Source organism: Lysobacter sp. Root494, assembly GCF_001427225.1.
In the GTDB taxonomy this organism is placed as follows: Bacteria; Pseudomonadota; Gammaproteobacteria; order Xanthomonadales; family Xanthomonadaceae; genus Agrilutibacter.
The window spans coordinates 142,743-164,509 of sequence record NZ_LMFH01000005.1; the positions used below are offsets into that span (position 1 = coordinate 142,743).

Here is a 21,767-nt window from a genome sequence, read left to right on the forward strand (position 1 = left end):
CGGGGAATGTGCGATCGAAGTGGTCAGGCGCCGCCTGCGTTGCGGTAAACACCGCGCAGCAGCTCATGGAAATGATGCAAGGCGTTTTCGCGTAATGGATTCAACCGGCCAGGCTCGTAGGAACCAGACGACAGCCCGCGCTGCACGTCTTCGCAGATCGTCAGGTCCTCGAACTGCACTTCGTCGCTGAAGCTGAGGTCGTTGAGGCGGCGTTGCGCGGCTTCTTCCGATTCGTCGAGGCTGTAGTAGAAGTCGAATTCGACCCTGCAGCGGTCCACGCCTTTCGGAATCACGCGATTGGTCTGCAGGCGGCCGGGCAGGATGTTGAGCATCGTGTTGGGCCACATCCAGTAGTACAGCGCGTCGCCGGCGCCGTAGAGGCCGTCGCCGCTTTCCAATGGACTGAACTGATAGGAGTACCACTCGGCGGTATCGGTGATGTAGCTGCGGTAGTCGAGCAGCTTGTTCAATCCCGGATGGATGTGCGGGACGTGGTAGCCCTCGAGGTAGTTATCGACGTACACCTTCCAGTTGCAGGCGACGTCGTAACCGACGCGGTGATGGTGGCCGTATTGCTCGAGGTGCCGGTCCGCGCCGAGGCGCTCGTCGATGCCCTTCACGAAGGCTTCGAACGACGGCGCATTCGCTTCGTCCACCGCCGCGAACACCATGCCCTGCCATACGCGCACCGCGAGCTGCGGCAACTTCACCTGGCTCACGTCGAAGTCGGGCGCGGTGCCCATCTCCGGCGCCGAACGCAGCGTGCCGTCGAGCGCGTAGGTCCAGCCGTGGTAGCGGCAGCGCAGCGACTTCGCCGCGAGCCCGTCGCATTGCGCGATCGGCCCGGCGCGATGGCGGCAGACGTTGTGGAAGACGCGGATTTCTCCGTCCGCGCCGCGTACGGCGATGACCGGCAGGCCGGCGAAATCGCCGATCACGTGGTCACCCGGGTTTTGCAGCTGGCACACATGCGCGAGCAGTTGCCAGCTTCGATCGAAGATCAGGCGGCGATCGGCGGCCACCATCGAGGGCTCGAAGTAAAAACGCGCCGGCAATGCCGTGGCGTGGTCCAGCGGCTGCGGCGCGAGGTCGGCGGGAGCGTCGGCTCTGTTCATGCAAAGAGTATGCACCCGGGCCGGGCGGGTCGATCCACGGCGGCCTCATCCAACTGGTCCGGTTGCTTGCCCGGCATCTGGATCCTCCTGCATGACGACTGCGGGCCAAAGTGTTCTTCGCATGTTGATGTCTTCACGGCACGGGGTGCGCGACCATGCGTACCTGGTTCTGCATGCCAACAAGGAGCACGCGATGATCGACCTGTATTACTGGGGCACGCCCAATGGCCTCAAGCTCAGGCTCTTCATGGAGGAGAGCGGACTGCCGCACCGGACCATTCCGGTGGACATCGGCGCGGGTGCGCAGTTCGAGCCGGAGTTCCTGAAGGTGTCGCCGAACAACAAGATTCCGGCGCTGGTCGACCTCGATCCTGCCGACGGTGGTGCGCCGATTTCGCTGTTCGAATCGGGCGCGATGCTGCTGTATCTCGCGGAGAAAACCGGCCGCTTCATTCCCGCCGGCGTGCGTGGCCGTGCCGAAGTGCTGCAGTGGCTGTTCTGGCAGGTCGGCGGCCTTGGGCCGATGGCGGGGCAGAACGGGCACTTCACCGTGTATGCGCCGGAGAAGGTGCCGTATGCGATCGAGCGTTACCTAAAGGAAACCAACCGTCTTTACGGAGTACTCGACAAACGCCTGGCCGATCGGGAATTCATCGCGGGCGAATATTCGATCGCGGACATGGCGTGCTATCCGTGGATCGTTCCGCACGAGCCGCACGGCCAGAACCTCGACGACTTCCCCAGCCTGAAGCGCTGGTTCGAAACGATCAAGGCGCGTCCTGCCACCATCCGCGCCTACGAGGGCGTGGCGCCGCCGTATGCGGGACGCAACAACATCTCCGAGGAAGAGCGCCGCATCCTGTTCGGACAGACGGCGGCGAACGTCAAATAGTTATCGGGCCGTCCGATTAACTCTTCTCCCCGCTTGCGGGGAGAAGATGCCCGAAGGACAGATGAGGGGGCAGCGCAGCGAACTTCATTTGCTCTGCCTGCTTCATCCAACAGCAAAAACAAAAGTAGCTCGCTGCGCTCGCCACCCTCACCCGCCCTTCGGGCACCCTCTCCCCGCAAGCGGGGAGAGGGACTTCGTAGGCAACGCGGAACGGTAACCATTGATGCGCAACCGCAATAAGAAAAGGCCGGCAATCGCCGGCCTTTTCTTTGCAATCTCAAACCTCGCGCGAAATCAGGCGCCAGCCTGTTTTGTCTCCGGTACGGCGGTTGTCTTGCCGGCTTCGGCATTCCAGCCGCAGGTCTTGCCTTCATTCTGCTGCTTCAGCCACGCCTGCAGCGGCGAGAAGTATTCGAGGATCGCGGAGGCGTCCATCTTCCCGCCACCGGTGAGTTCCTTCATGGTCTGCTGCCACGGCTGGCTCGCGCCCTTGCTCAGCATTGCCTGGTACTTCGCACCGGCGGCCTTGTTGCCATAGAAGCTGCACTCGTGCAGCGGGCCCTTGTAGCCCGACGCATCGCACAGCGCCTTGTAGAACTGGAACTGCAGCACGTGCGAGAGGAAGTAGCGCGTGTACGGCGTGTTGCCCGGCACGTGGTACTTGGCGCCCGGATCGAAGAAGTCCTCGCCGCGCGCGCTGACCGGGGCGACGCCCTGGTATTTCGCCTTCAGGTCCCACCATGCCTTGTTGTAGTTCGCCGGTGTGATCGAGCCATCGAACACGCCCCAGCGCCAGCGATCGATCATCAGGCCGAAGGGCAGGAACGCCACCTTCGCCAGCGCCATGCGCATCTGCGCGTTGATCACCGCTTCATTGCTCGGCATCTGCGCGCTCACCAGGCCGATCGACTGCAGGTAGCTGGGCGTCATCGAAAGCACGATGGTGTCGCCAATGGCTTCGTGGAAGCCATCGTGCGCGCCCTGCTGGAAGATCGGCGGCTGGTCGTTGTAGGCCATGTAGTAATAGACGTGGCCGAGCTCGTGGTAGACCGTGGTGAAGTCTTCCTCGTTCGGCTTGATGCACATCTTGGTGCGCACGTCGCCCTTCATGTCGATGTCCCACGCGCTGGCGTGGCAGACGACGTCGCGATCGCGCGGCTTGATGAACTGCGTCTTCGTCCAGTAGCTCTCGGGCAGCTTGGGCATGCCGAGCGAGGCGTAGAAATCCTGTGCGCGCTCGGTCATTTCCCTGGCTTCGGCCAGGTCGGCTTCCTGGGCGATGTCGGCGCGTTCCTGGTAGGTCGCTTCGTGGTCCAGCGCGCGCAGCAGCTCGGCTTCCTTCGCGTCGCGCGCTGCCTTGAGCGTGCCGGTGATATCGAGGCTGCCGGCCTGGTCGTTGCCGTACGGCTGCAGGATCGGCCAGAGGTTGCCCCAGTCCTGCTGCCACATGTTGCCGAGCAGGTGCGCGGGCAGCATGCCGCCCGTGACCTCGCCCTTGTCGCCGTACTTCTTTTCCAGCTGCGTGCGGGTGTAGCAGTGCAGCTGTTCGTACAGCGGCTTCACCTGCAGCCACAGGCGATCGGTTTCGGCGGCGATTTCGGCCGGCGTCATGTCGTAGCCCGAACGCCAGAGTTCGCCGGTGTCGGCGTAGCCCAGGTCCTTCGCGCCGGTGTTGATCAGTTCGACGAAGCGCGTGTAGTCCTTGCGCATCGGTTGCGAAATCGTGTGCCAGCCCTGCCACGCGTCGAGCTGCTCTTCATAGCTTGCGGCGGGATCGCGCAGCACGTCCTCGAGTTCGCCGAGCTGGCGGCATTTGCGCGCGCTGCCTTCGCCCTTGCAGTACTCACCCGAGCCGTACATGCCTTCCATCTTGGTGGCGATGCCGGTCAGCTCTTCGAGCTTCTTCGGATCCTTCGGTGGCGGCATCGCGACCGAGAGCTTGAGCAGGCGGATCGCGCGCGCGCTTTCGGGCGACATCTTCTGCCCCTCGAACTTGCGCGATTCCTCGATCCACTTGTTGAGTTGCGACAGGAAGCGCTCGTTGGCCTTGGCGGTCAGCAGCTCGGTATCGCTGTTGATGTAGGTCGCCGACGTCCACTGCGCCGCGTTGAGCTCGGGGTAGATCTTGCGCATTTCCTCGTTGACGCGCGCGACGAACTGGTCGGCGGTCTCGCCCTCCGGTGCCTTCGCCGCGTCGGTCGCGGGGGCCTGGTCCTTCTTGCAGGCCGACAAGGTGAGGCCCGCGGCAACCGCGAGCGCGAGCAGGGCATGACGATGATTCACGATGGATCCTCTGCGGGCGCCCGGCGGGGCGCGGAGAACCGCGAGGCTAGTGGGTGGAAGCGGGGGCCTGCAAGTGATGGCGGCCGGAAATGACGGCCATCGCGCATGTCCGGCCGGTCAGGCGCCGATGGCGGGGTCGCTCACGCTCGCCGCTCCCGTTTCCATATGGCCGGCAAGGCGGCGCAGAAAGTTCGCGTCGGAACTGGACGTGATGCTCAGGTCGTACCAGTGGCCGTTGCCCGCGATCGCCCAGGCATCGTCGACGTTCGCGCCCGCGGCCAGGGTGTGCGTGCGTGGGGCCGCGGTGTTGTAACGGTTTGGCCTGACCGTCAGCGTGCAGGGCGCGCTGCCGTTGTTGCGCAGGCGCAGGATGATGCTCCCGCCTGCGCGATCGTAGATCGTCTCGACTTCCGGCTGCGCCTTGCTCGTGCCGGCGAGCAGCACGTCGCCGACGAATTCGCGCAGGAAGCCGTTGGGCCCGTAAGCGCGCAGGTCATACCGACCCGAGGTGTAGGAAACCGCGCTCCAGTAGTCGGACACTTCCTTGCCGGCGCCGACGGTGTAGAACCACGGACCGTCGCTGCGGTTCTGCGAGTACACGTTGAAGGCCGCGCCCGCGCTGCCGGTATTCGCGAAGTCGACCCAGAAACGGCCCGCGACGGGATCGACGCGGCCATCGGCATGCAGTTCGTAGGGCAACGCGCACGCGGGACGTTGTCCGGTTTCCTGCCGCGGCAGGGTCTGCCTGTTTGGCACGCGCGGCGGCTTGAATGCGCAGGTCGCGTCGGCTTCGCCGATGTTGCCCGTCGTGTCCGGCAGTGCAGGCCAGTTGTTGTCGGGATCGGCGAATTCCAGTGTCGATGTGAGATCGCCGCATACCTCGCGGCGCCACGCGCTGATGTTGGGATCGATCACGCCGAAGCGTTGCTCGAGGAAGCGGATCAGCGAGGTGTGGTCGAACACCTGCGAATTCACCCAGCCACCCTTGCTCCACGGCGAGATCACGAACATCGGCGTGCGCGCTCCCAGTCCCACCGGCACGCCGTTGTAGTTTTCGGTGCTGGTGTCGACCGTGCTCAGGCCCATGCTGCGGTCGATCGCGGGCAGCGGCGCGGGCACGTGGTCGAAGAAGCCGCCGTTCTCGTCGTAGTTGACGATGAACACCGTCTTCGACCACACCTCGGGATTGGCTGCGAGCACTTCGAGGAAGCGCGCGGTCAGCGATTCGCCGTACGCCGGCGTCGCTGCGGGATGCTCGCTCATGATGTAGGGCGCGACCAGCCACGACACCTGCGGCAGCGTGCCGGCCTCGACGTCGCGCCGGAAGGCATCGGCCATGTGTTCGCCGCGCGAAGCGGCCGCATTGCCGGCATTGGAACCCGCGACCCATGCTCGGCCGCGCTGGTACAGCGGCGAGGAAGTGTCGAGATTGCGGAAGTTGCGGAACCACGGCAGCGAGTTGTCGCCGTAGTTGTCGTATTCCTGGTAGACCTTCCAGCTCACGCCCGCGGCCTGCAGGCGTTCGGCGTAGGTGGTCCAGGTGTAGGCGTCGAAGCCGGGATCGTCCTTGGACATGTCCGCCGTCCAGTTGCCATCGTCCTTGTTGTTCACCGCCTGCGTCCCGGTGTTTCCGACGGTCAGGCCGCTCGTGCCGGTGAACATGTGCATGCGGTTGGGGTTGGTCGGCCCGAAGATGGAGCAGTAGTACGCGTCGCACACGGTGAATGCGTCGGCGAGCGCGTAGTAGAACGGCAGGTCTGCGCGGGTGAAGTGACCCATCGCGAACGGCCCCTTCACCTGCACCCACGCGTCGTAGTTCTTCCACAACGCGTGCGAGCCTTTCCAGTTGTGGTCGATGTCCGCCAGGCATTGCGCTGCGGTTTTGTCGGTGTCCAGGTGGAACGGCAGCGTGTACTTCGAACCACCGATGCGGTTGGGCTGGTACCAGACCGCCTTGCCGCCGGGCAGCGGGATCGGACGCGGATCGTCGAAGCCGCGCACGCCACGCAAGGTGCCCAGGTAGTGGTCGAACGAGCGGTTCTCCTGCATCAGGATCACCACGTGCTGCACGTCCCGGATCGTTCCGGTGACGATCGCCGGTTCAACGGCCAGTGCGTCGCGGATCACCTTCGGCAGCAGTTGCACGCCGACGGCGCCGGCTGCCGCGGCGGCGGAAAGCTTGAGGAAATGGCGGCGTCGTTCGGAAACCATGGCGTTCTCGCGGTGGCTGCGTGATGCGACCGAATTGTCCGATGTGGCGATTGCTCTGCAGCGGACGGATGCGTACTACACCGGCCAGCGGCGTAGGGCGCAGTCGGATCGCACAGTGCCGTGCGGAACGCGCGTGCGCAAACGCAAGCGGAATGACTGTCGTCTTTCGTTAGACGCGCCGGTTCAAACGCAAGTGGATCCCGGGCCGTCTTTCGTTTTTCCTGCGTGCCTGAGTGCAGCCTTATGGCCTATGCGCAAGCCCGCGGACAATCAGCCATTGCCACGCGGCGTCGGCATCGTGTTCGAAATAGGCGCGTGCCGAGCCGAGGCGGAATGTGTAGCCCCACTCATCCATGTCCGCGAGGATGCGGTCGCGGCCGACGCCAGGAATCTCATCGCCGAGCAGCGCCTGCAACACGCACACGGCATCTTCTTCCTCGACCGAATCGGTGGCGTCGGTGTGGACCTGCGCACGACGTTCGGGTGGAAGCACGATCAGGTGCGCGGCTTCGTGCAGCAGCGAATGCACCGGTGTGTCGGAACGCGCGTAGACGGTGCTGCCGATCAGGCCCGCTTCGCGTTCGCCCCAGTAACTGCCGGGAATGGCTTCGCCGTCCGGAACGATCTGCAACTGGAGCTCGTGTCGCGCGAGCAGGGCCGCGACGTCGGCCGGATTGATGTCGGCGAGGGTGATCACGGGAAGCGGCGAACTCCCCTGCGCGAATGCGCAGGGGAGAAAACATCAGGCTTGGGCGGGGTTTTCCGGCAGCGCGACGGAGATGTCGAGCACCTTGTTGTCGCCTTCGCCGATCAGGTCGACCTTGACGGCTTCATCTTCGACCTTGACGTACTTACGGATCACTTCCAGCAATTCGCGCTGCAGCATCGGCAGGTAGTCGGGGCTGGTACCGCGGCCGCTGCGTTCGTGCGCGACGATGATGCGGAGGCGATCCTTGGCGATCGAGGCGGTGGGCTTCTTGACGGTCAGGAAATCGAACAAACCCATGGTCAGGCTCCAAAGATCTTGCTGAAGAAGCCCTTCTTCTCGACCTGCGTGAAACGCATGGGGCGGTCCTCGCCCAGCAGTCGTGCAACCGCATCGTCGTACGCTTGCGCAGCGTCGGATTCGGTTTCGAGGATGACGGGCTCGCCCTTGTTCGAGGCATTGAGCACGTCGCCGGATTCGGGAATGACGCCGATCGTCTTGAGGCCGAGGATTTCCTCGACGTCGCCAACACTCAGCATCTCGCCGGTTTCCACGCGCTTGGGGCTGTAGCGGGTGAGCAGCAGGAACTCCTTCACGCGCTCGCCGTTCTCGGCGCGGCGGGTCTTGGAAGCGAGCAGGCCGAGGATGCGATCGGAGTCGCGCACCGAGGACACTTCCGGGTTCACCACCACGACCGCCTGGTCGGCGAAATACATGGCGAGGAACGCACCCTTCTCGATGCCGGCCGGCGAGTCGCACACGACGTAGTCGAAGCCCTCGTTCGACAGGTCGTTCAGCACCTTTTCCACGCCTTCCTTGGTCAAGGCGTCCTTGTCGCGCGTCTGCGACGCGGCGAGCACGTGGAGGTTGTCAAAACGCTTGTCCTTGATCAGCGCCTGCTTGAGCGACGCCTCGCCGCTGATGACGTTGACGAAGTCGTACACCACGCGACGCTCGCAGCCCATGATCAGGTCGAGGTTGCGCAGGCCGACGTCGAAGTCGATGACGGCGACCTTGTGGCCGCGACGGGCGAGTCCGCAGGCGACGCTGGCGCTGGTCGTGGTCTTGCCCACGCCGCCCTTGCCCGAGGTGACTACGATGATTTCTGCCAAGTTTTTTCTCCCAAGTCCTGTGCGACGGCGGATCACTTAGTCGAGGAGCCGCCGTTCTTCTTTTAATGCCGGGCATATGGCCCGTGATTTGTTCAAAGCACTATTTACAGCAAAAAAGGCGCCTGCTGCGCGCCAGGAAGCATCGTGGGTGAAATCACTCGAGCGCGGCGATCTTCAGTTCCTCGCCTTCGAGCCAGATCTGCACGGCCTTGCCGCGCAATTCCTTTGGAATGTCTTCGAGCACCTTGTAGCGGCCGGCGATCGCGACCAGTTCGGCGTGGAATTCGCGGCAGAAGATGCGCGCCTGCTCCCAGCCTTGCGCGCCGGCGAGCGCGCGGCCGCGCAGCGGGCCGTAGATGTGGATCGAGCCGTCCGCCATCACTTCCGCGCCCGCGCCGATGGTGGTGAGCACGCTGAGGTCGCGGTTGGCGGCGTAGACCTGCTGGCCGGAGCGCACGGGCGTGGAGTGGATCAGGCCGGGCATCGTGGGCGCGGCGAGGGCAGGTGTCGCGGATGCCGGGGCGGCTTCGGTTTTTGCCGGCTGTGCCTTTGCACGCGGCGCAGGCGCAGCCAGTGCCGGCTCCGCTTCGCCATCGCGCTCGTACGAGGCACGGAATTTCGCGAGCAGCGGCAGGCCGAGTTGCTCGGACAGGCGCTCGATCTCGCTGGTGCCGTAGGCGAGCGCGACCGGCAGCACGCCGGCGTCGCGCAGGCCTTCGATGAGCTGTCGCGCGGTCGCGACATCGGGCGTCTGCGTCAACCCGCCGAAATCGATAACGATCGCGGCGCGCGCGAAGAGCTTGGGCGCGCGCTGCACGCGGCCGCGCATTTCTTCGACGAGACGCGCGACGTCGAGGCTGCGGATGCGGAGATTGGCTATGCCGACCTGGCCGATCTTGAGATCGCCGGCCAGTTCGTAGTCGACCGCCACGCTCATGGGCAGGTCCCGGTCGCGCGCGGCGCGACGTGGGCGAGTGCCGTGCGCGGTCGCAGCAGCCAGGAAACCTCCGGCAATGCACCACCATAGGTTTCGTACACCCACGGATAGCTGCACAGCGGCTTCATCAGCATCGCGGCGCGCACGCCGGTTTCGGACATGACGTGCTGGCCGACCTCGCGGAAACCGAAGCTGCCATGGAAAAGCAGCACCGGATCGTTGGTGCCGTCGAGGAACACTTCGCACGCCATGTGCGGGTAGCGAAGTTCCGCATAACTCTGCGCGTCGGCATAGAACGCGCGGCCGACGCCACCACCGCGACGGCGGCTCGCCACGACGATCCGGTCGATGTAGAAGAATTCCGGATAGCGCTCGCGGAACCAGCAGAAGTTGCTGCTGTCGTGTTCCGCGCCCGAGCCCATGCCGATCAGGAAACCCGCCAGCGTTCCGTCGCGTTCGGCGACACGGAAATACTCGGCGTGTTCAAAGAAGTAGCGCAGTCGCGTCGCGTCCAGCGGCAGGATGGCAGGCCCGGCGGCGTTGTTGAGAGCGAGGACGGAATCCAGCTCGTGCTCACGCACGTCGCGGACAACGATCGACATTTCGTCGTAACTCCATGGTTTCGGGCCAGCAGCGGCCCAGTGCCGTTGGCCGGGCGATTATCGCATGGGCGGCAGGGTGGGGCGAGCATGGATTCATCTCGTCCTTGGTGCGCGAACGACACCGATCAGGCCGTCAAAAGACGCGTTGGCATGACTTTCGGACGGCTCGGCTACAGCAGGTAGTGGTTAGCATGGATTCATGCTTTCCCGACTCAACCACTCGCAACTGCTGCGCTACGCCGGTCTTTTCACCTGGGGCGCGGTCGGGCTGTGGTTGCTGAACGTCTGGCTCGATCCTGCGTTCCTGCCTCCGGAGCCCGGCGAAACCCTGACATGGCGAATCCTGCGCTGGTCGGTGGTGTATCTCGCGTTCGGCATCGTCTATTGGTGGATCACCCGTTCGCTCGGGCAGCGGCGTCCGGCGTTCGCCGATCACGCGCTCCTCCTGGTACTGACCGCCTGCGCCATCGGCGTCACGTATTTTTCCGGCACGGGCCTGGGCAGCATCCTGCTGATGGTCCTGGCCGGGCTGCTGCCCTGGTTGCTCTCGCTGCGGGTCGCCGTGCCCTGGTTGATCGGCAGCAATCTGGCGACGATTCCGTTGTTCGTGGGACTGGACTTCACCCCGCTGCTGGCCGTGGTGCAGGCACTGGGCTACATGGGTTTTTCCAGCTTCGTCTTCGTCACCGCACTGGTCGCCCGGCAACAGGCCGAAGCCCGCGAAGAGCAGCGCCGCCTCAACGCCGAATTGCGTGCCACCCGCGCCCTGCTGGGCGAGAGCGTGCGCGTGAACGAGCGCACCCGTATCTCGCGCGAACTGCATGACCTGCTCGGCCACCACCTCACCGCGCTCAGCCTCAACCTCGAGGTGGCGGGGCACCTCACCCCTGATGGCCGCGCGCGCGAGCACGTCCAGCAGGCCCATACCCTGGCCAAGCTGCTGCTGACCGACGTGCGCGAAGCCGTCAGCCAGCTCCGCGAGGGCGGTGCGATCGACCTGGCCGCTGCACTGCAGCCGTTGTCCGAGAACGTGCCCGCCATCGACATCCACATGGACATCGAGGCGCCGTTGACCATCGACGATCCCGAACGCGCCCACGTCCTGTTGCGCTGCACGCAGGAAATCATCACCAATGCCGTTCGCCACGCGAATGCGCACAACCTGTGGATCAGCGTGGGCCGCGAAGGGCGCAACATCGTCGTGGACGCGCGTGACGACGGCCGCGGCGCCGACCTGCTCGTCGCCGGCAATGGCCTGCGTGGCATGCGCGAGCGCCTGGCCCAGTACGGCGGCGACCTGCGTATAGAAACCCAACCCCGACCTCATCCTGAAGCGGGATTCCGCCTGCGGCTCACGCTGCCGGCCTCGGCCACCCTGGCCGCAAGCGAAGGAGCGATTGCATGACCGAAAAAAGCATCCGTGTGCTGCTGGTGGACGACCAGACCCTGGTGCGCCAGGGCGTGCGTTCCCTGCTGGCCCTGGCCGACGGCATCGAAGTGGTGGCCGAAGCCAGCGACGGCAAGCAGGCGGTGGACGTGATTCCGCAGATCCAGCCGGATGTCGTCCTGATGGACATGCGCATGCCGGTGATGTCCGGGCTGGAAGCACTGCAGGCGCTCGCCCGCACCAATTCGCTGCCACCGACCATCATCCTCACCACCTTCGACGACGACCAGCTCGTGCTCGCGGGCCTGAAGGCCGGCGCCAAGGGCTACCTGCTCAAGGACGTATCGCTGGAGCAACTGGTCGGCGCGATCCAGACAGTGGCCAACGGGGGCTCGCTGGTGCAGCCGGCGATGACCCAGCGCCTGTTGTCGGGGCTGGAGCACATGCGCAACGATTTCGTCAGCCTCGATCGTCCTGATCCGTTGACCGAGCGCGAGACTGAAATCCTGCGGCTGATGGCGGGCGGTTTCTCGAACAAGGAAATCGCCAATTCCCTCGGCGTTGCCGAAGGCACGATCAAGAACCACGTGTCCAACATCCTGTCGAAACTGGGCGTGCGCGATCGGACGCGCGCGGTGCTCAAGGCTTTCGAACTGCAGCTGGTCTGATAGCCGAGGGCCGGCCCGCCGCAGCGCGAGGGGCGCGCCTGGAGTTGTCAGACCTTGCGTTCGAAAGGGAACCGGCCCGGTAAGGCGGCTGCCGGAGTCGACAGGCCGGCGCGTTTTGCGCGGGCATTGGACTGCGTCGCCGCCTGAATTTTTTTGGCGGCGCGGTCCTGCCCCCGGAAGGCAGCGAGCATGGAGTCATGAAGGCAAGGCTCGCATGCCTGTTTCCCCCCGCGCTGCGGCGCGCTGAAACTGTGTTGCCGCCCAAGTTTGTGGCGGCGCGGTGCTGCGGGGCAGCCACCGGCTGGGTTACGATTGCCGACTTGCGCCCCGGCCGATTGCCGAGACCGGGCCCTGGAGAACCTGAATGACCCGTCTGCTCGAGATCCTGATTTCCCTGGCGATCGTCGCCCTGCTGTTCACCATCGTCGGCTTCATCCTGCCGTCGAGCCGCCACCTGGAACACTCGGTTGAGACCAACCGCAAAGTAACGATCGTCTTCGATACGTTGAACAGCGTGCGTCACTTCAAGGATTGGAATCCTTCCGTTGCAGGCGATCCCAACATCCGGATCAACCTTTCGGGCCCGGATTCGGGCGCGGGTGCCAAGGTGAGCTGGTCGTCGGAAGAAAAGGCGCTGGGCGCGGGCAGCTGGACCATCTCCGAGAGCGAGCCGAACAAGCGCGTCGCCTATGCGATCGAAGACATCGACCGTGGCCGCAACAAGCGCTCCGAGTTCACCTTCACCCCGACAGGCAAGGCCGGCCGCAACATCCAGATCACCCAGAGCTATGACGTCGACTACGGCCTGAACCTGCTGGGTCGCTATTCGGGCCTGTATGTCGCCAGCAACATCGGCGAGAAGATGAAGCTCGGCCTCGCCAGCCTCAGCAACCTGCTCGCCACGATCCCGAACATCGACTACACCGTGCTGGGCAAGGACGATCCGTCCATGGCGCCGCGCGTCGTCGATCGCCCGGGCGAGAACCTGCTCGTGCTGAACGCCGCCGTTCCGCTGAACCAGATCACGATCCAGACCCAGATGAAGACCAACATCGAGTGGATCAAGAAGAACATGGCCGCCAATGGCCTCGAAGCCGCAGGCCCGGTGCGCATCATCACCAACGAATACGGCAGCCAGATCTACTCGTTCGACGTGGCGCAGCCGGTCCGCAAGGCTGGCACGGATGCGACGGCCGAGCTGAAGGGTCTCAACCTCAGCAACAACGTCGAACTGCTTTACAACCCGCCGAGCAAGATCGCGATGGTCCCCTTCAAGGGCCACATGTCGAACCTGCAGAACGTGCGCGACGCGCTGCGTGCCTGGGCGATGACCCGCGGTTACGAGACGACCGACCGTGCGTACGAGTCCTGGAAGAACGGCATCGACGCGGGCTTTGCTGCGGGCCAGGAAGGCGAGTACGACGTGGTCTGGTCGATCAAGTAATCCGACCGCCATTTGCTTCAGGCAGAACGCCGCGCACCGCGCGGCGTTCTGCTTTTTGCGCACCGCCCGCACCGGGCACTACAAAGCATGCGCGGCGCGCCTTATCGTGCGTGCATGTCCAGACCCCCAATCGAAATACCCGCGACTGCGCGATGGCTTGGCGCAGCTGGTTCAGTGCTCGCCGCCGCCGCCGTCGCGTTGTCGGCCTATGCCACGCACGCCGCCCACGGCGAAGCGCGGAATTTCCTGTACATCGCGGCTGTGCTTGGCTTCGGCCACGGCGTCGCGCTCGCGGCGCTGGCGCCACGGGCAAACGGGCGATTCCATTTCATCGCGCTGTGCGGCCTGCTGCTGGGCGCCGTGCTGTTCTTGGGCAGCCTCACGCTGCGCTTCGTCTTCGAGGTGCCCGTCCGGTTCGCTGCGATCGGCGGCAGCGTGCTGATCCTCTCCTGGCTGCTCCATGCCGCCGCCACCCTGAGGCGCTGACATGCCCCGACACCGCCGCGGTTTCGACACCACCGACGCCTTCGACCATCTTTCCCGGCGCGACCGCAAGCTCGGCACCTGGATGAAGAAGCTCGGCCCGATCGACCCCGATCCGCGCTGGCGCAAGGCTTTCGATCCCGTCGACGCGCTTGCCCGCGCGATCCTCTACCAGCAGCTCAGCGGCAAGGCGGCGTCGACGATCGTGGGACGCGTGGAAGCCGCGATCAGCAGCAACCGTTTCCATTGCGACACCCTGGCGAAGATCGACGACGCCGGACTGCGTGCCTGCGGCGTGTCGGGCAACAAGACGCTCGCGTTGCGGGATCTTGCGATGCGCGAGGAGCGCGGCGAGATCCCCGACCTGCGCCGCATGAGCACGATGGACAACGACGCCATCATCGACGCGCTCACCCACATCCGCGGCATCGGCCGGTGGACGGTGGAGATGATGCTGATGTTCCGGCTCGGTCGCGCCGACGTATTGCCGGTGGACGACCTGGGCGTGCGCAAGGGCGCGCAGGTGGTCGACAAGGGCGAAGAAATGCTCAAGCCCAGGGAGCTGCTGGAACGCGGCGAGCGCTGGGGGCCGTACCGCACTTACGCGAGCCTGTATCTGTGGCGCATCGCCGATGCGGGCGTGAAGGCGAAGGAGCCCACGAAGCGGTCGCAGGAGTAGCGCTTCCCCGCGTGTTGTCGGCACGAAGGGGCCGCGATCTCCCTGTGTGATGCGTGCGAAGTCTGTTCGATGCCTGCGGCGTGCGCAGCGAACGCTACAGCCTGTCCGCCGTGTCCGGTGCGCAAGCCGGCCATGGCGCGGCCAATGCTGGCACGGCTAGGCGTGGTGCCATGCCCAATGCCACGGTTCATGGACGATCCCATGCGGATTGTCGCGCGGATAACTCATCACGAAGCCGTATCCGCCTGCGTTCCCGCGCAGCCATGCAAATGCCGCGGTATTCTCGAACGATTCCTCCGCCGGAGGCTCGTCCAGCGTGCCAATGTCGAGGGCGCAGCCGGAGTGATGCTCGCTGTAACCCGGTGCGGCGTTGACCGTGAGGATGTGTTCGACACTGAGTCCACGCGCCAGCTTCCGCTCGAAAATGCCCAACTGGTAGTCGTGGCTGCGATACCCGGAAATCGCTTCGAGCACGACGCCGTCGCGCAACGCCGCCGTCTGCATCGAACGCCACGCCCGCGCGGCCGGCGATACCAGCCACAGCGCACGCCGGAAACGATCGAAGCCGGCGAAGGTCAGCACGGCGGGCTCGGGCACCAGCGACAGTCCGGTGCGTTCGCCATAACTGTCGTCCAGACCGAGTGCCGCGAGCCGGTCCTGCAGGCGGTCGAGCGGCAGTTCACCGATCGCATCGACGCCCGCACGCCGGTGTTCGGAGAGATGGTCGAGCATCGCGAACGCAAGTTCGACGCCCGCTTCGTGCCGCAGCCGAGGCACCATCGCCAGCAGCCCTTCAGGCAGTTCCGCCGCGAGGTACTGGCCATCGCGCTTGCGTCGCAACACATGGCGTGCGCGCGACAGTGCGCGCGCGTCGTGATTGCTGCGCGCGCGCAGCAGGCCTCCCGGCCAGATCTCGATGTCGGGCGTATTCAGCAGCAGGTGCGAAGTGGGGCGCATGCGCGAAGGGTAGCTTTGCGCGCTGCTCGGGTCACGCGTGGTGCGATCAGCGACGGGATTCGCGCCACAGCATCGCGGCCGTGACACCGGCGACAACGCAGGCGATCCCGCTGGTCCAGACCGGCACCTCCCACCCGTTCACCGTGACCGGCCAGGCCATCACGGTGCGCAGCAGTTGCAGGATCGAGATCGCGGACAACAGGAGGGTGGCGAACGTCGTGAACGGTTTCATGGTGTCCTCCGCTTCGAAAGGGACCAAGCGCGCTTACACGGACGGGAGCTGCCGCCGCTGCGCGAGCAACGCATCCAGCAACGCCTGCGGCTTCTCGACACCCAGCAGCAACCGGCGCCCGGAGCGTTCGGGAAGCACCAGCACCCGGCGCGCACCCGTCAGCAGCACGAAAGCGCGGCTCAGGTCGCGCAGGCGGAAGTGGCCGCTGCGATAACCCGGCAGCGACGTGCCGAACGTCTTGAGCATCGGCCGCAGTTCGGTGCGTTCGGCGAGGTCCACGATGCGCGCATGCTCCAGGTCCAGCGCATCCAGCGGGACACGATGGGAGTTGAGCCCGGCCTGCACGACCAGTTCGCCGTCGCGCAGGAGTACGCGGCTGCGACGGAACTTCGCCACCAGCAGCAGCGCCGGCAACAGCAGCAGCGGGAACAGGAACATGGCACGCGGCTGCTCGCGCGCTGCGATCCCGATGCCGACGACCGCAGCCAGCAGGACCGGTCCGAGCAGCAGCCACATCTTGCGTGCATCGGGAGCAGGGACGGCGAATTCGCGGATCATTGCATGTCTTCCTGTCTGGCGCCGGACGTCACTCGTCGTGCTCCTCTGGTGCTTCCCGCGGCGATTTCGGCAACCGTCCCGCCTTGCGCAACGCATCGCGCAACACGTACTCGATCTGCGCATTGAGGCTGCGCAACTCGTCGTCGGCCCAGCGCTGCGCGGCGTTCAGCACGTCGGCGCTGATGCGCAGCGGATAGGCCTTCTTCTCCGCCACGCGTCAGTCCCTGCGCCGCTGCCGGCGGCGCCGCGCCGCGATGGCGATGACCAGGATGACGACGAAAACGGCGGCACTCGTGGTGATGTTCATCGCGCGCGCCTCAGTACAGCGTGCCGGCGTTGACGACCGGCTGCGTCGCGCGCTCGCCGCACAGCACGACGAGCAGGTTGCTCACCATCTGCGCCTTGCGTTCTTCGTCCAGGTGAACGACGCCGTTCTTCTGCAGCTCGGCCAGTGCCATCTCGACCATCCCGACCGCGCCCGCGACGATCCGCGTGCGCGCCGCGATGATCGCGTTCGCCTGCTGCCGCTGCAGCATCGCCTGCGCGATTTCCGGGGCGTAGGCGAGATGGCTGATGCGTGCGTCGAGCACCTGCACGCCTGCGTTCGCCAGGCGCTCGGCCAGTGCGTCCTGCAGGTGTTGGCTGATTTCCGCTGCGTGGCTGCGCAGCGACACCTGGCCTTCCTCGTGCTGGTCGTACGGATAGCTGGTCGCCATCGTGCGCAGCGCCGACTCGGACTGGATGTGCACGAAGCTCTCGTAGTCGTCCACGTTGTAGACCGCTTCTGCGCTGTCGACGACCTGCCACACGATCACCGCGGCGATCTCGATCGGCGAACCGTCCAGTTCGTTGACCTTGAGCTTGCCGCTCTCGAAGTTGCGCACGCGCTGGCTGACCTTGCGCTTGGTGAAGAAGGGATTGTTCCAGCGCAGCCCGTTGTCCTTGACCGTGCCCACGTACTTGCCGAACAGGCTCAGCACCGCGGCCTGGTTGGGCTCGACCATGTACAGGCCGACCAGGGCGAAGATGCCCAGCGCGATGACCAGCACGCCGGCAATGACCGAAACGGGCGCGGCCGTGCGCACGCCGTTCAGCCCCAGCCAAGCCCCGAGCAGCAGCGCGACGATCAGGACGAGCAGGACCGGGATGCCGGGGAGGGATTGGGTCGGGTTCTCTTTCATGGGTCGTCTCCGTTGAGGGCTTGAAGACTGATATCAATTTGATATCAGATCAAGCGGTAGCCGACGGACGGCGGGTCGGCGGGCGGCTTGGAGGGACCTCTGAAGGGGAATGACTGGATCCGGAAACCAGCCGGCTGGATCCAGGCCGCCGGCGGCGAAGGCCTCGACGAGGTCAACCGCGAACTGGCCAAGCGCTTCGAAGCAGGAGCCGCCGCACCGACCCCAAACCAGTGAACGCGTAACGCGCCGCCGCGATTACAAACTTCCGATGCAGCAGTAAAGGAAGTCCCGCGCGCGCGGGGTTTTCTTTGTCGGAACCGCGGTGCAATCTGCAACGACAGGCGCGAGCCGAAGCCTTCGTATCAATCAGGGAAGCACATGAAGCGTGTAACGGGAATTGGCGGCATTTTCTTCAAGGCAAAAGATCCGCAGGCGCTTGGCGCCTGGTACCGCGATCACCTCGGACTGGACGTGACCGAGTGGGGCGGCGCGATTTTCGAGTGGGGCGGGGCGGGCAGCGAGAAGGGCATGACGATCTGGAGCCCGTTCAAGAGCGACACGACGTACCTGGAACCAGGCACCGCCAGCTTCATGATCAACTTCCGCGTCGCCGACCTGCATGCGCTGCTCGCTGCGCTCAGAAGCGAAGGCTGCAACGTCGTGGAACGGACGGAAGAATCCGAGCAGGGCAAGTTCGGTTGGGTGATCGACCCGGAAGGCAACAAGGTCGAATTGTGGGAACCGCCTGCCGAAGCGTGATTCATCCAAGCCGAAGCCATTTCGCGGCTAGGCATCATCAAGCTCGGGACCCAGGGGAAAGTGCGTGGCGAACATTCTGTTGATAACGGCGCTCGCGCTGCCGGTCGTGCTGTTCTGGTTACTAAGGTCGCGCTCCCGCTTGAGCGGCGTGGTTGCGTCAATCATTGCTGTCGCAGCCGGTTGGGCGATGAATGTGGCATGGGCTTTTGTCGCCCATGAATCCGTGGCCATCGCCGGCGCTTTTGGCTGGGTCTGTCCTGCAGTCCTGGTGCTGATAACGTGGCTCGCGTGGCGTTTCACGAGACGACGCAGAGAAGCGCAATAGAGGTCTCGATGATCTGTGGAGTCGCCGCGACGCAGCGGCGCGATGCAGCTGCTACGGCTCCACGCGATATAACGGCGCCGGAATGAATTCGCCGGTCGCGTAAAGCGCCTTGCCGTCGGCGGACCAGCCCAGGGCTTCGGCTTGCGGCAACCATGGCAGTGCCGAGAGCTTCGGTTTCGCGGCGATCGCCTGCGCCCATGAGCCGCTGTCGCGGCGCCGGTAGAGCAACAGGTCGCGGTAGGTCATCACCGCGAGCGTCCGGTCGTCGGGCGAGATGTCGGCGGCGGTGACCTGCTTGAGGATGCGCGCCTGTTTTTCGTTGGCGCGCAGATCCTGTGCACTGGGTTCGGGCATGCCGGTGAGGGTGCCGATGCGTTGTGCGATGAGCACGCCGCTGTGCGGGCCGAGCGGGAGCATGAAGACTTCCGGTGGCCGGCGCTTCTTCGAGATCAGCAGGATCTGCCTGCTGCGTTCGTCGACGGCGACGGCTTCGCAATCGCGCGCACCGTCGGGCCAGCGGAAGGCGATCGACCACGCGGGTTTGACGCGCGCGTTCTCCAGCTTCTTCGGTTCCTCGATCGCGTGCAGCTGCAGCGTCCTGCGCAAGCCGCCGTTGTCGCCCGTATCGGCGACCAGCAGGTAGTTGCGGCCGTCGAGGCGGAAAGCCGCCATGTCTTCCCAGTCGGTCTTGGTCACGCCTTCGATGCGCAGCGTGGCGAGACGGTCGCCATTGGTATTGATCGCGAACAGGCGCGCCGGATTGCCGCCGTCATCGTGCAGCCACAGCACACCGCGATGGGCCCGCGAAGCGGCGAGGCCGCTGATCTCCGCGAGCTGCGAGTCCAGCATCACACCGGACAGCGAGCCTTCACGTTCCGGCTCCGCAGGCGCATCGCGCGAACAGCCCGACGCGAACAGTGCGGAGACGAGCAGCAGCGTGAGCAGGCGGTAGCGCGGCATGGAAAGAGGATCGCATGCGGCCGCCGATCCGGCCATGCCGGGTTCGACCGTTAAACTATCGGCCCCTCACGCCTCCAGCCCCCCATGACCCAGCTCGGTACGCCGCTGTCACCGCATGCCTTCCGCGTGCTCCTGCTCGGATCGGGCGAACTCGGCAAGGAAGTCGCGATCGAACTGCAGCGTTACGGCGTTGAAGTCATCGCTGCCGATCGCTATGCCGATGCGCCGGCGATGCAGGTCGCGCATCGCAGCCACGTGCTCGACATGCTCGATGCTGCCGCGATACGCGCGCTGGTCGAACGAGAGAAGCCGCACCTGATCGTGCCGGAGATCGAAGCGATCCATACGCAGACACTGGTGGAACTCGAACAGGAGTTCTCCGAACGTGGGACCGATTCGCGCGTGATTCCCACTGCGCGCGCCGCGCGCCTGACGATGGACCGCGAAGGCATCCGCCGTCTCGCCGCGGAAACACTGGGCCTGCCGACATCAAAGTACCGCTTCGTCGACACGCTGGATGACTACCGCGAGGCGGTGAAGGCGATCGGCCTGCCATGCGTGGTGAAACCGGTGATGTCTTCATCGGGCAAGGGCCAGTCGCTGGTACGCAGCGAAGCCGACATCGATGTGGCGTGGGATTACGCGCAGACCGGCGGCCGCGCTGGCGCGGGCCGCGTGATCGTCGAAGGCTTCATCCACTTCGATTACGAGATCACCCTGCTGACCGTGCGCCATCGCGACGGCACGAGCTTCTGCGATCCGATCGGGCACCTGCAGCGCGATGGCGACTACCGCGAGAGCTGGCAACCGCAGCCGATGTCGGCGAAGGCGCTGGAGCGGGCGCAGCAGGTCGCGAAGGCGATCACCGACGATCTGGGCGGCTGGGGCGTGTTCGGGGTCGAACTGTTCGTGCAGGGCGATGAAGTCTGGTTCAGTGAAGTCTCGCCACGGCCGCACGACACGGGGCTGGTTACGCTGGTCTCGCAGGACCTGAGCGAATTCGCGCTGCATGCGCGCGCGATCCTTGGATTGCCGATACCGGTGATCCGGCAGCAGGGTGCGGCGGCTTCCTGCGCGGTGCTCGCGCAGGGATACGGCGTGCCGGTGTTCGGCGGCGTCGATGCGGCGCTGGTGCACCCCGATACCCAGTTGCGGTTGTTCGGCAAGCCGCGCGTTGAAGGGCACCGTCGCGTGGCGGTGACGCTGGCGCTCGCCGGCGACATCGAACACGCGCGCTGCTATGCCCGCGATGCCGCCGCGGCCCTCACCATCGAACTGCGCTGACGCATCGCCGCCAGCAGCGAACAGAGAATCGAACGGAGCACGGACCATGAATGAAGCGCACGGCTACTTCGTCTTTTTCCACCCGCAGGCGCTCGAAGCATTGGGCGCGCCGATCCAGCCGTACCTGCTGGGCGAAGGCGACAACCGCCACATCCTGTGCCGCGAGGTCGACACGGCGGGCGCACTGATCGAGATGACGCTGGCGGGGCAGACGCAGGACGGCAGGACGGTGCAGGTCGAACTGATGGTGCCGGGCTCGATGGTGCGCATGATCGTGTCGGCGCACGACGACGAGGAGTTCGGTTTCCGTCCGCGCGTCGCCACCACTGCGACGCAGACGTTGCCGCCAGTCGGGCCGACCGCGGCGCCCGCGCAGGCCGCGCCGCAATCGGTGCCTGCTTCTTCGGACACCCCGGAGGAAGCGCCGACGCAGACGCCGACACGGCCGTGAGGACTTCCTGATTTTTGTTGTCATTCCCGCGCGGCGGGATTTCAGGGACGTAGGGGATGACCCGCCTGCACCTGTGGGAAGCCGGCGGGAATGATGAACAAGGCCACCAGTCAAACGTGGCCAGCCAGGTTGCGGTGCTCGCCCTAGAACGTGCACCCGTAACGCGCGAGGTCTTCCTTCGCGACTTCGAGCGTGATGCCGCAGGCCTGCGGCAGGGTCGCCCGATGCTCGGGATCCGCGGCTGCTTCCTTCCATGTCGCGAACATCTGGTGCGCTTCGGCGGCGAGCGCCGCGCGCCGGTCCGCGGGCACCCGCTCGTGGATGCAGGTGTTCACCTTGGCCAGGTAGTCGTCGCACTGGAGGATGCCGACGACGTTGTCCGCGGCGGTGGTGGCGTTACGGCTTTCAGCCTGCGAACACGCAGCCAGGCCAAGGCAGAGCAGGGCGGTGCCGAGGAACGGAAGTTCGGGTTTCATGCAGGCGATTCGCGTCAGGCCGCGGACTACGGCAATGCCGCGTACTTCACGTCGCGCGTGTTACC

26 protein-coding genes are annotated in these 21,767 nt (G+C 65.3%); 11 read left to right on the forward strand and 15 right to left on the reverse strand.

The genetic code is table 11. The annotated features are described in order from the left end of the window. Positions 1–23: 23 nt before the first annotated feature. Complete coding sequence (locus tag ASD14_RS03945; protein ID WP_056129322.1) at positions 24–1,115, reverse strand: aromatic ring-hydroxylating dioxygenase subunit alpha; 1,092 nt, start codon at positions 1,113–1,115, stop codon at positions 24–26. A 193-nt stretch (positions 1,116–1,308) separates the two neighbouring features. Between ASD14_RS03945 and ASD14_RS03950 the strand changes: the two genes are divergently transcribed. Further along, positions 1,309–2,007: a glutathione binding-like protein gene (locus tag ASD14_RS03950; protein ID WP_056132060.1), complete on the forward strand. Its 699-nt coding sequence runs from the start codon at positions 1,309–1,311 to the stop codon at positions 2,005–2,007. A gap of 294 nt (positions 2,008–2,301) precedes the next feature. On the opposite strand, the gene ASD14_RS03955 is transcribed toward ASD14_RS03950, so the two are convergent. The 7 genes from ASD14_RS03955 to ASD14_RS03985 form a co-directional block, all read right to left on the reverse strand. After that, positions 2,302–4,290: a M2 family metallopeptidase gene (locus tag ASD14_RS03955; RefSeq protein ID WP_056129324.1), complete on the reverse strand. Its 1,989-nt coding sequence runs from the start codon at positions 4,288–4,290 to the stop codon at positions 2,302–2,304. Positions 4,291–4,407: 117 nt separating this feature from the next. Next, complete coding sequence (locus ASD14_RS03960; protein WP_082538729.1) at positions 4,408–6,501, reverse strand: phospholipase C, phosphocholine-specific; 2,094 nt, start codon at positions 6,499–6,501, stop codon at positions 4,408–4,410. Positions 6,502–6,742: 241 nt separating this feature from the next. Then, positions 6,743–7,198, reverse strand: a complete 456-nt coding sequence (locus tag ASD14_RS03965) for a hypothetical protein (RefSeq protein WP_056129328.1) — start codon at positions 7,196–7,198, stop codon at positions 6,743–6,745. Between the two features lie 45 nt (positions 7,199–7,243). Then, complete coding sequence (gene minE / locus ASD14_RS03970) at positions 7,244–7,507, reverse strand: cell division topological specificity factor MinE (RefSeq protein ID WP_056129331.1); 264 nt, start codon at positions 7,505–7,507, stop codon at positions 7,244–7,246. A gap of 2 nt (positions 7,508–7,509) precedes the next feature. Continuing rightward, on the reverse strand, positions 7,510–8,319 hold the full coding sequence (minD, locus tag ASD14_RS03975; RefSeq protein WP_056129335.1) for a septum site-determining protein MinD: 810 nt from the start codon (positions 8,317–8,319) through the stop codon (positions 7,510–7,512). Between the two features lie 154 nt (positions 8,320–8,473). Continuing rightward, a complete protein-coding gene (minC, locus tag ASD14_RS03980) occupies positions 8,474–9,256 on the reverse strand; it encodes a septum site-determining protein MinC (protein WP_056129338.1) in 783 nt (260 codons plus the stop codon). Further along, positions 9,253–9,858 (reverse strand): GNAT family N-acetyltransferase, encoded by a 606-nt coding sequence (locus ASD14_RS03985; RefSeq protein WP_056129340.1) that lies wholly within the window; start codon positions 9,856–9,858, stop codon positions 9,253–9,255. The genes minC and ASD14_RS03985 overlap by 4 nt, the downstream gene beginning before the upstream one ends. Positions 9,859–10,057: 199 nt before the next feature. Between ASD14_RS03985 and ASD14_RS03990 the strand changes: the two genes are divergently transcribed. From ASD14_RS03990 to ASD14_RS04010, 5 genes are all read left to right on the forward strand, one after another. Beyond that, positions 10,058–11,263 carry a sensor histidine kinase gene (locus ASD14_RS03990; protein WP_056129344.1) on the forward strand — a complete coding sequence of 402 codons (1,206 nt, stop codon included), beginning with the start codon at positions 10,058–10,060 and terminating at the stop codon, positions 11,261–11,263. Then, a complete protein-coding gene (locus ASD14_RS03995) occupies positions 11,260–11,913 on the forward strand; it encodes a response regulator transcription factor (protein WP_056129347.1) in 654 nt (217 codons plus the stop codon). Before ASD14_RS03990 ends, ASD14_RS03995 begins: the two co-directional genes overlap by 4 nt. 364 nt (positions 11,914–12,277) lie before the next feature. Further along, entirely contained in the window at positions 12,278–13,357 is a 1,080-nt protein-coding gene (locus ASD14_RS04000) for an SRPBCC family protein (RefSeq protein ID WP_056129350.1), read from the forward strand. A gap of 174 nt (positions 13,358–13,531) precedes the next feature. Further along, a complete protein-coding gene (locus ASD14_RS04005) occupies positions 13,532–13,843 on the forward strand; it encodes a hypothetical protein (RefSeq protein ID WP_056129352.1) in 312 nt (103 codons plus the stop codon). A gap of 1 nt (position 13,844) precedes the next feature. Further along, the gene (locus ASD14_RS04010; protein ID WP_056129355.1) at positions 13,845–14,519 is read left to right on the forward strand and encodes a DNA-3-methyladenine glycosylase; all 675 of its coding nucleotides are present in this window, start codon (positions 13,845–13,847) and stop codon (positions 14,517–14,519) included. Between the two features lie 156 nt (positions 14,520–14,675). Here ASD14_RS04010 and ASD14_RS04015 read toward each other — a convergent pair whose 3' ends face one another. From ASD14_RS04015 to ASD14_RS04035, 5 genes are all read right to left on the reverse strand, one after another. Next, a complete protein-coding gene (locus ASD14_RS04015; RefSeq protein WP_056129357.1) occupies positions 14,676–15,476 on the reverse strand; it encodes a M15 family metallopeptidase in 801 nt (266 codons plus the stop codon). Between the two features lie 46 nt (positions 15,477–15,522). Continuing rightward, positions 15,523–15,708 (reverse strand): hypothetical protein, encoded by a 186-nt coding sequence (locus ASD14_RS04020; protein WP_056129360.1) that lies wholly within the window; start codon positions 15,706–15,708, stop codon positions 15,523–15,525. 33 nt (positions 15,709–15,741) lie between these two features. Next, the gene (locus tag ASD14_RS04025; protein ID WP_056129363.1) at positions 15,742–16,266 is read right to left on the reverse strand and encodes a PH domain-containing protein; all 525 of its coding nucleotides are present in this window, start codon (positions 16,264–16,266) and stop codon (positions 15,742–15,744) included. Between the two features lie 28 nt (positions 16,267–16,294). After that, positions 16,295–16,480, reverse strand: a complete 186-nt coding sequence (locus ASD14_RS04030) for a hypothetical protein (RefSeq protein ID WP_056129365.1) — start codon at positions 16,478–16,480, stop codon at positions 16,295–16,297. 103 nt (positions 16,481–16,583) lie between these two features. Then, positions 16,584–17,447, reverse strand: coding sequence for an SPFH domain-containing protein (locus ASD14_RS04035; protein WP_056129366.1), 864 nt, complete (start codon positions 17,445–17,447; stop codon positions 16,584–16,586). 87 nt (positions 17,448–17,534) lie between these two features. Between ASD14_RS04035 and ASD14_RS15920 the strand changes: the two genes are divergently transcribed. The 3 genes from ASD14_RS15920 to ASD14_RS15925 all read left to right on the forward strand — a co-directional run bounded on the left by ASD14_RS15920 (position 17,535) and on the right by ASD14_RS15925 (position 18,531). After that, positions 17,535–17,681: a hypothetical protein gene (locus ASD14_RS15920; RefSeq protein WP_157475061.1), complete on the forward strand. Its 147-nt coding sequence runs from the start codon at positions 17,535–17,537 to the stop codon at positions 17,679–17,681. A gap of 144 nt (positions 17,682–17,825) precedes the next feature. Then, on the forward strand, positions 17,826–18,206 hold the full coding sequence (locus ASD14_RS04040; RefSeq protein WP_056129368.1) for a VOC family protein: 381 nt from the start codon (positions 17,826–17,828) through the stop codon (positions 18,204–18,206). Between the two features lie 64 nt (positions 18,207–18,270). Continuing rightward, positions 18,271–18,531 carry a hypothetical protein gene (locus ASD14_RS15925; RefSeq protein ID WP_157475063.1) on the forward strand — a complete coding sequence of 87 codons (261 nt, stop codon included), beginning with the start codon at positions 18,271–18,273 and terminating at the stop codon, positions 18,529–18,531. 51 nt (positions 18,532–18,582) lie between these two features. Here the strand turns inward: ASD14_RS15925 and ASD14_RS04045 are convergent, their stop codons facing one another. Further along, complete coding sequence (locus ASD14_RS04045) at positions 18,583–19,491, reverse strand: hypothetical protein (RefSeq protein ID WP_056129370.1); 909 nt, start codon at positions 19,489–19,491, stop codon at positions 18,583–18,585. An 84-nt stretch (positions 19,492–19,575) separates the two neighbouring features. Between ASD14_RS04045 and purT the strand changes: the two genes are divergently transcribed. After that, entirely contained in the window at positions 19,576–20,775 is a 1,200-nt protein-coding gene (gene purT, locus ASD14_RS04050; RefSeq protein ID WP_056129373.1) for a formate-dependent phosphoribosylglycinamide formyltransferase, read from the forward strand. A 46-nt stretch (positions 20,776–20,821) separates the two neighbouring features. Next, the gene (locus tag ASD14_RS04055) at positions 20,822–21,226 is read left to right on the forward strand and encodes a hypothetical protein (protein WP_056129376.1); all 405 of its coding nucleotides are present in this window, start codon (positions 20,822–20,824) and stop codon (positions 21,224–21,226) included. 143 nt (positions 21,227–21,369) lie between these two features. Here the strand turns inward: ASD14_RS04055 and ASD14_RS04060 are convergent, their stop codons facing one another. Beyond that, positions 21,370–21,702 (reverse strand): hypothetical protein, encoded by a 333-nt coding sequence (locus tag ASD14_RS04060; protein WP_056129379.1) that lies wholly within the window; start codon positions 21,700–21,702, stop codon positions 21,370–21,372. Between the last annotated feature and the right edge of the window lie 65 nt (positions 21,703–21,767).

What these genes read in the sequence shown, in the direction of transcription:
- ASD14_RS03945 (WP_056129322.1), bottom strand. Translation starts at nt 1,115, where the DNA reads ATGAACAGAGCCGACGCTCCCGCCGACCTCGCGCCGCAGCCGCTGGAC.
- ASD14_RS03950 (WP_056132060.1), top strand. Translation starts at nt 1,309, where the DNA reads ATGATCGACCTGTATTACTGGGGCACGCCCAATGGCCTCAAGCTCAGG.
- ASD14_RS03960 (WP_082538729.1), bottom strand. Translation starts at nt 6,501, where the DNA reads ATGGTTTCCGAACGACGCCGCCATTTCCTCAAGCTTTCCGCCGCCGCG.
- minE (WP_056129331.1), bottom strand. Translation starts at nt 7,507, where the DNA reads ATGGGTTTGTTCGATTTCCTGACCGTCAAGAAGCCCACCGCCTCGATC.
- minC (WP_056129338.1), bottom strand. Translation starts at nt 9,256, where the DNA reads ATGAGCGTGGCGGTCGACTACGAACTGGCCGGCGATCTCAAGATCGGC.
- ASD14_RS03985 (WP_056129340.1), bottom strand. Translation starts at nt 9,858, where the DNA reads ATGTCGATCGTTGTCCGCGACGTGCGTGAGCACGAGCTGGATTCCGTC.
- ASD14_RS03990 (WP_056129344.1), top strand. Translation starts at nt 10,058, where the DNA reads ATGCTTTCCCGACTCAACCACTCGCAACTGCTGCGCTACGCCGGTCTT.
- ASD14_RS03995 (WP_056129347.1), top strand. Translation starts at nt 11,260, where the DNA reads ATGACCGAAAAAAGCATCCGTGTGCTGCTGGTGGACGACCAGACCCTG.
- ASD14_RS04000 (WP_056129350.1), top strand. Translation starts at nt 12,278, where the DNA reads ATGACCCGTCTGCTCGAGATCCTGATTTCCCTGGCGATCGTCGCCCTG.
- ASD14_RS04010 (WP_056129355.1), top strand. Translation starts at nt 13,845, where the DNA reads ATGCCCCGACACCGCCGCGGTTTCGACACCACCGACGCCTTCGACCAT.
- ASD14_RS04015 (WP_056129357.1), bottom strand. Translation starts at nt 15,476, where the DNA reads ATGCGCCCCACTTCGCACCTGCTGCTGAATACGCCCGACATCGAGATC.
- ASD14_RS04020 (WP_056129360.1), bottom strand. Translation starts at nt 15,708, where the DNA reads ATGAAACCGTTCACGACGTTCGCCACCCTCCTGTTGTCCGCGATCTCG.
- ASD14_RS04025 (WP_056129363.1), bottom strand. Translation starts at nt 16,266, where the DNA reads ATGATCCGCGAATTCGCCGTCCCTGCTCCCGATGCACGCAAGATGTGG.
- ASD14_RS04035 (WP_056129366.1), bottom strand. Translation starts at nt 17,447, where the DNA reads ATGAAAGAGAACCCGACCCAATCCCTCCCCGGCATCCCGGTCCTGCTC.
- ASD14_RS04040 (WP_056129368.1), top strand. Translation starts at nt 17,826, where the DNA reads ATGAAGCGTGTAACGGGAATTGGCGGCATTTTCTTCAAGGCAAAAGAT.
- ASD14_RS04045 (WP_056129370.1), bottom strand. Translation starts at nt 19,491, where the DNA reads ATGCCGCGCTACCGCCTGCTCACGCTGCTGCTCGTCTCCGCACTGTTC.
- purT (WP_056129373.1), top strand. Translation starts at nt 19,576, where the DNA reads ATGACCCAGCTCGGTACGCCGCTGTCACCGCATGCCTTCCGCGTGCTC.
- ASD14_RS04055 (WP_056129376.1), top strand. Translation starts at nt 20,822, where the DNA reads ATGAATGAAGCGCACGGCTACTTCGTCTTTTTCCACCCGCAGGCGCTC.
- ASD14_RS04060 (WP_056129379.1), bottom strand. Translation starts at nt 21,702, where the DNA reads ATGAAACCCGAACTTCCGTTCCTCGGCACCGCCCTGCTCTGCCTTGGC.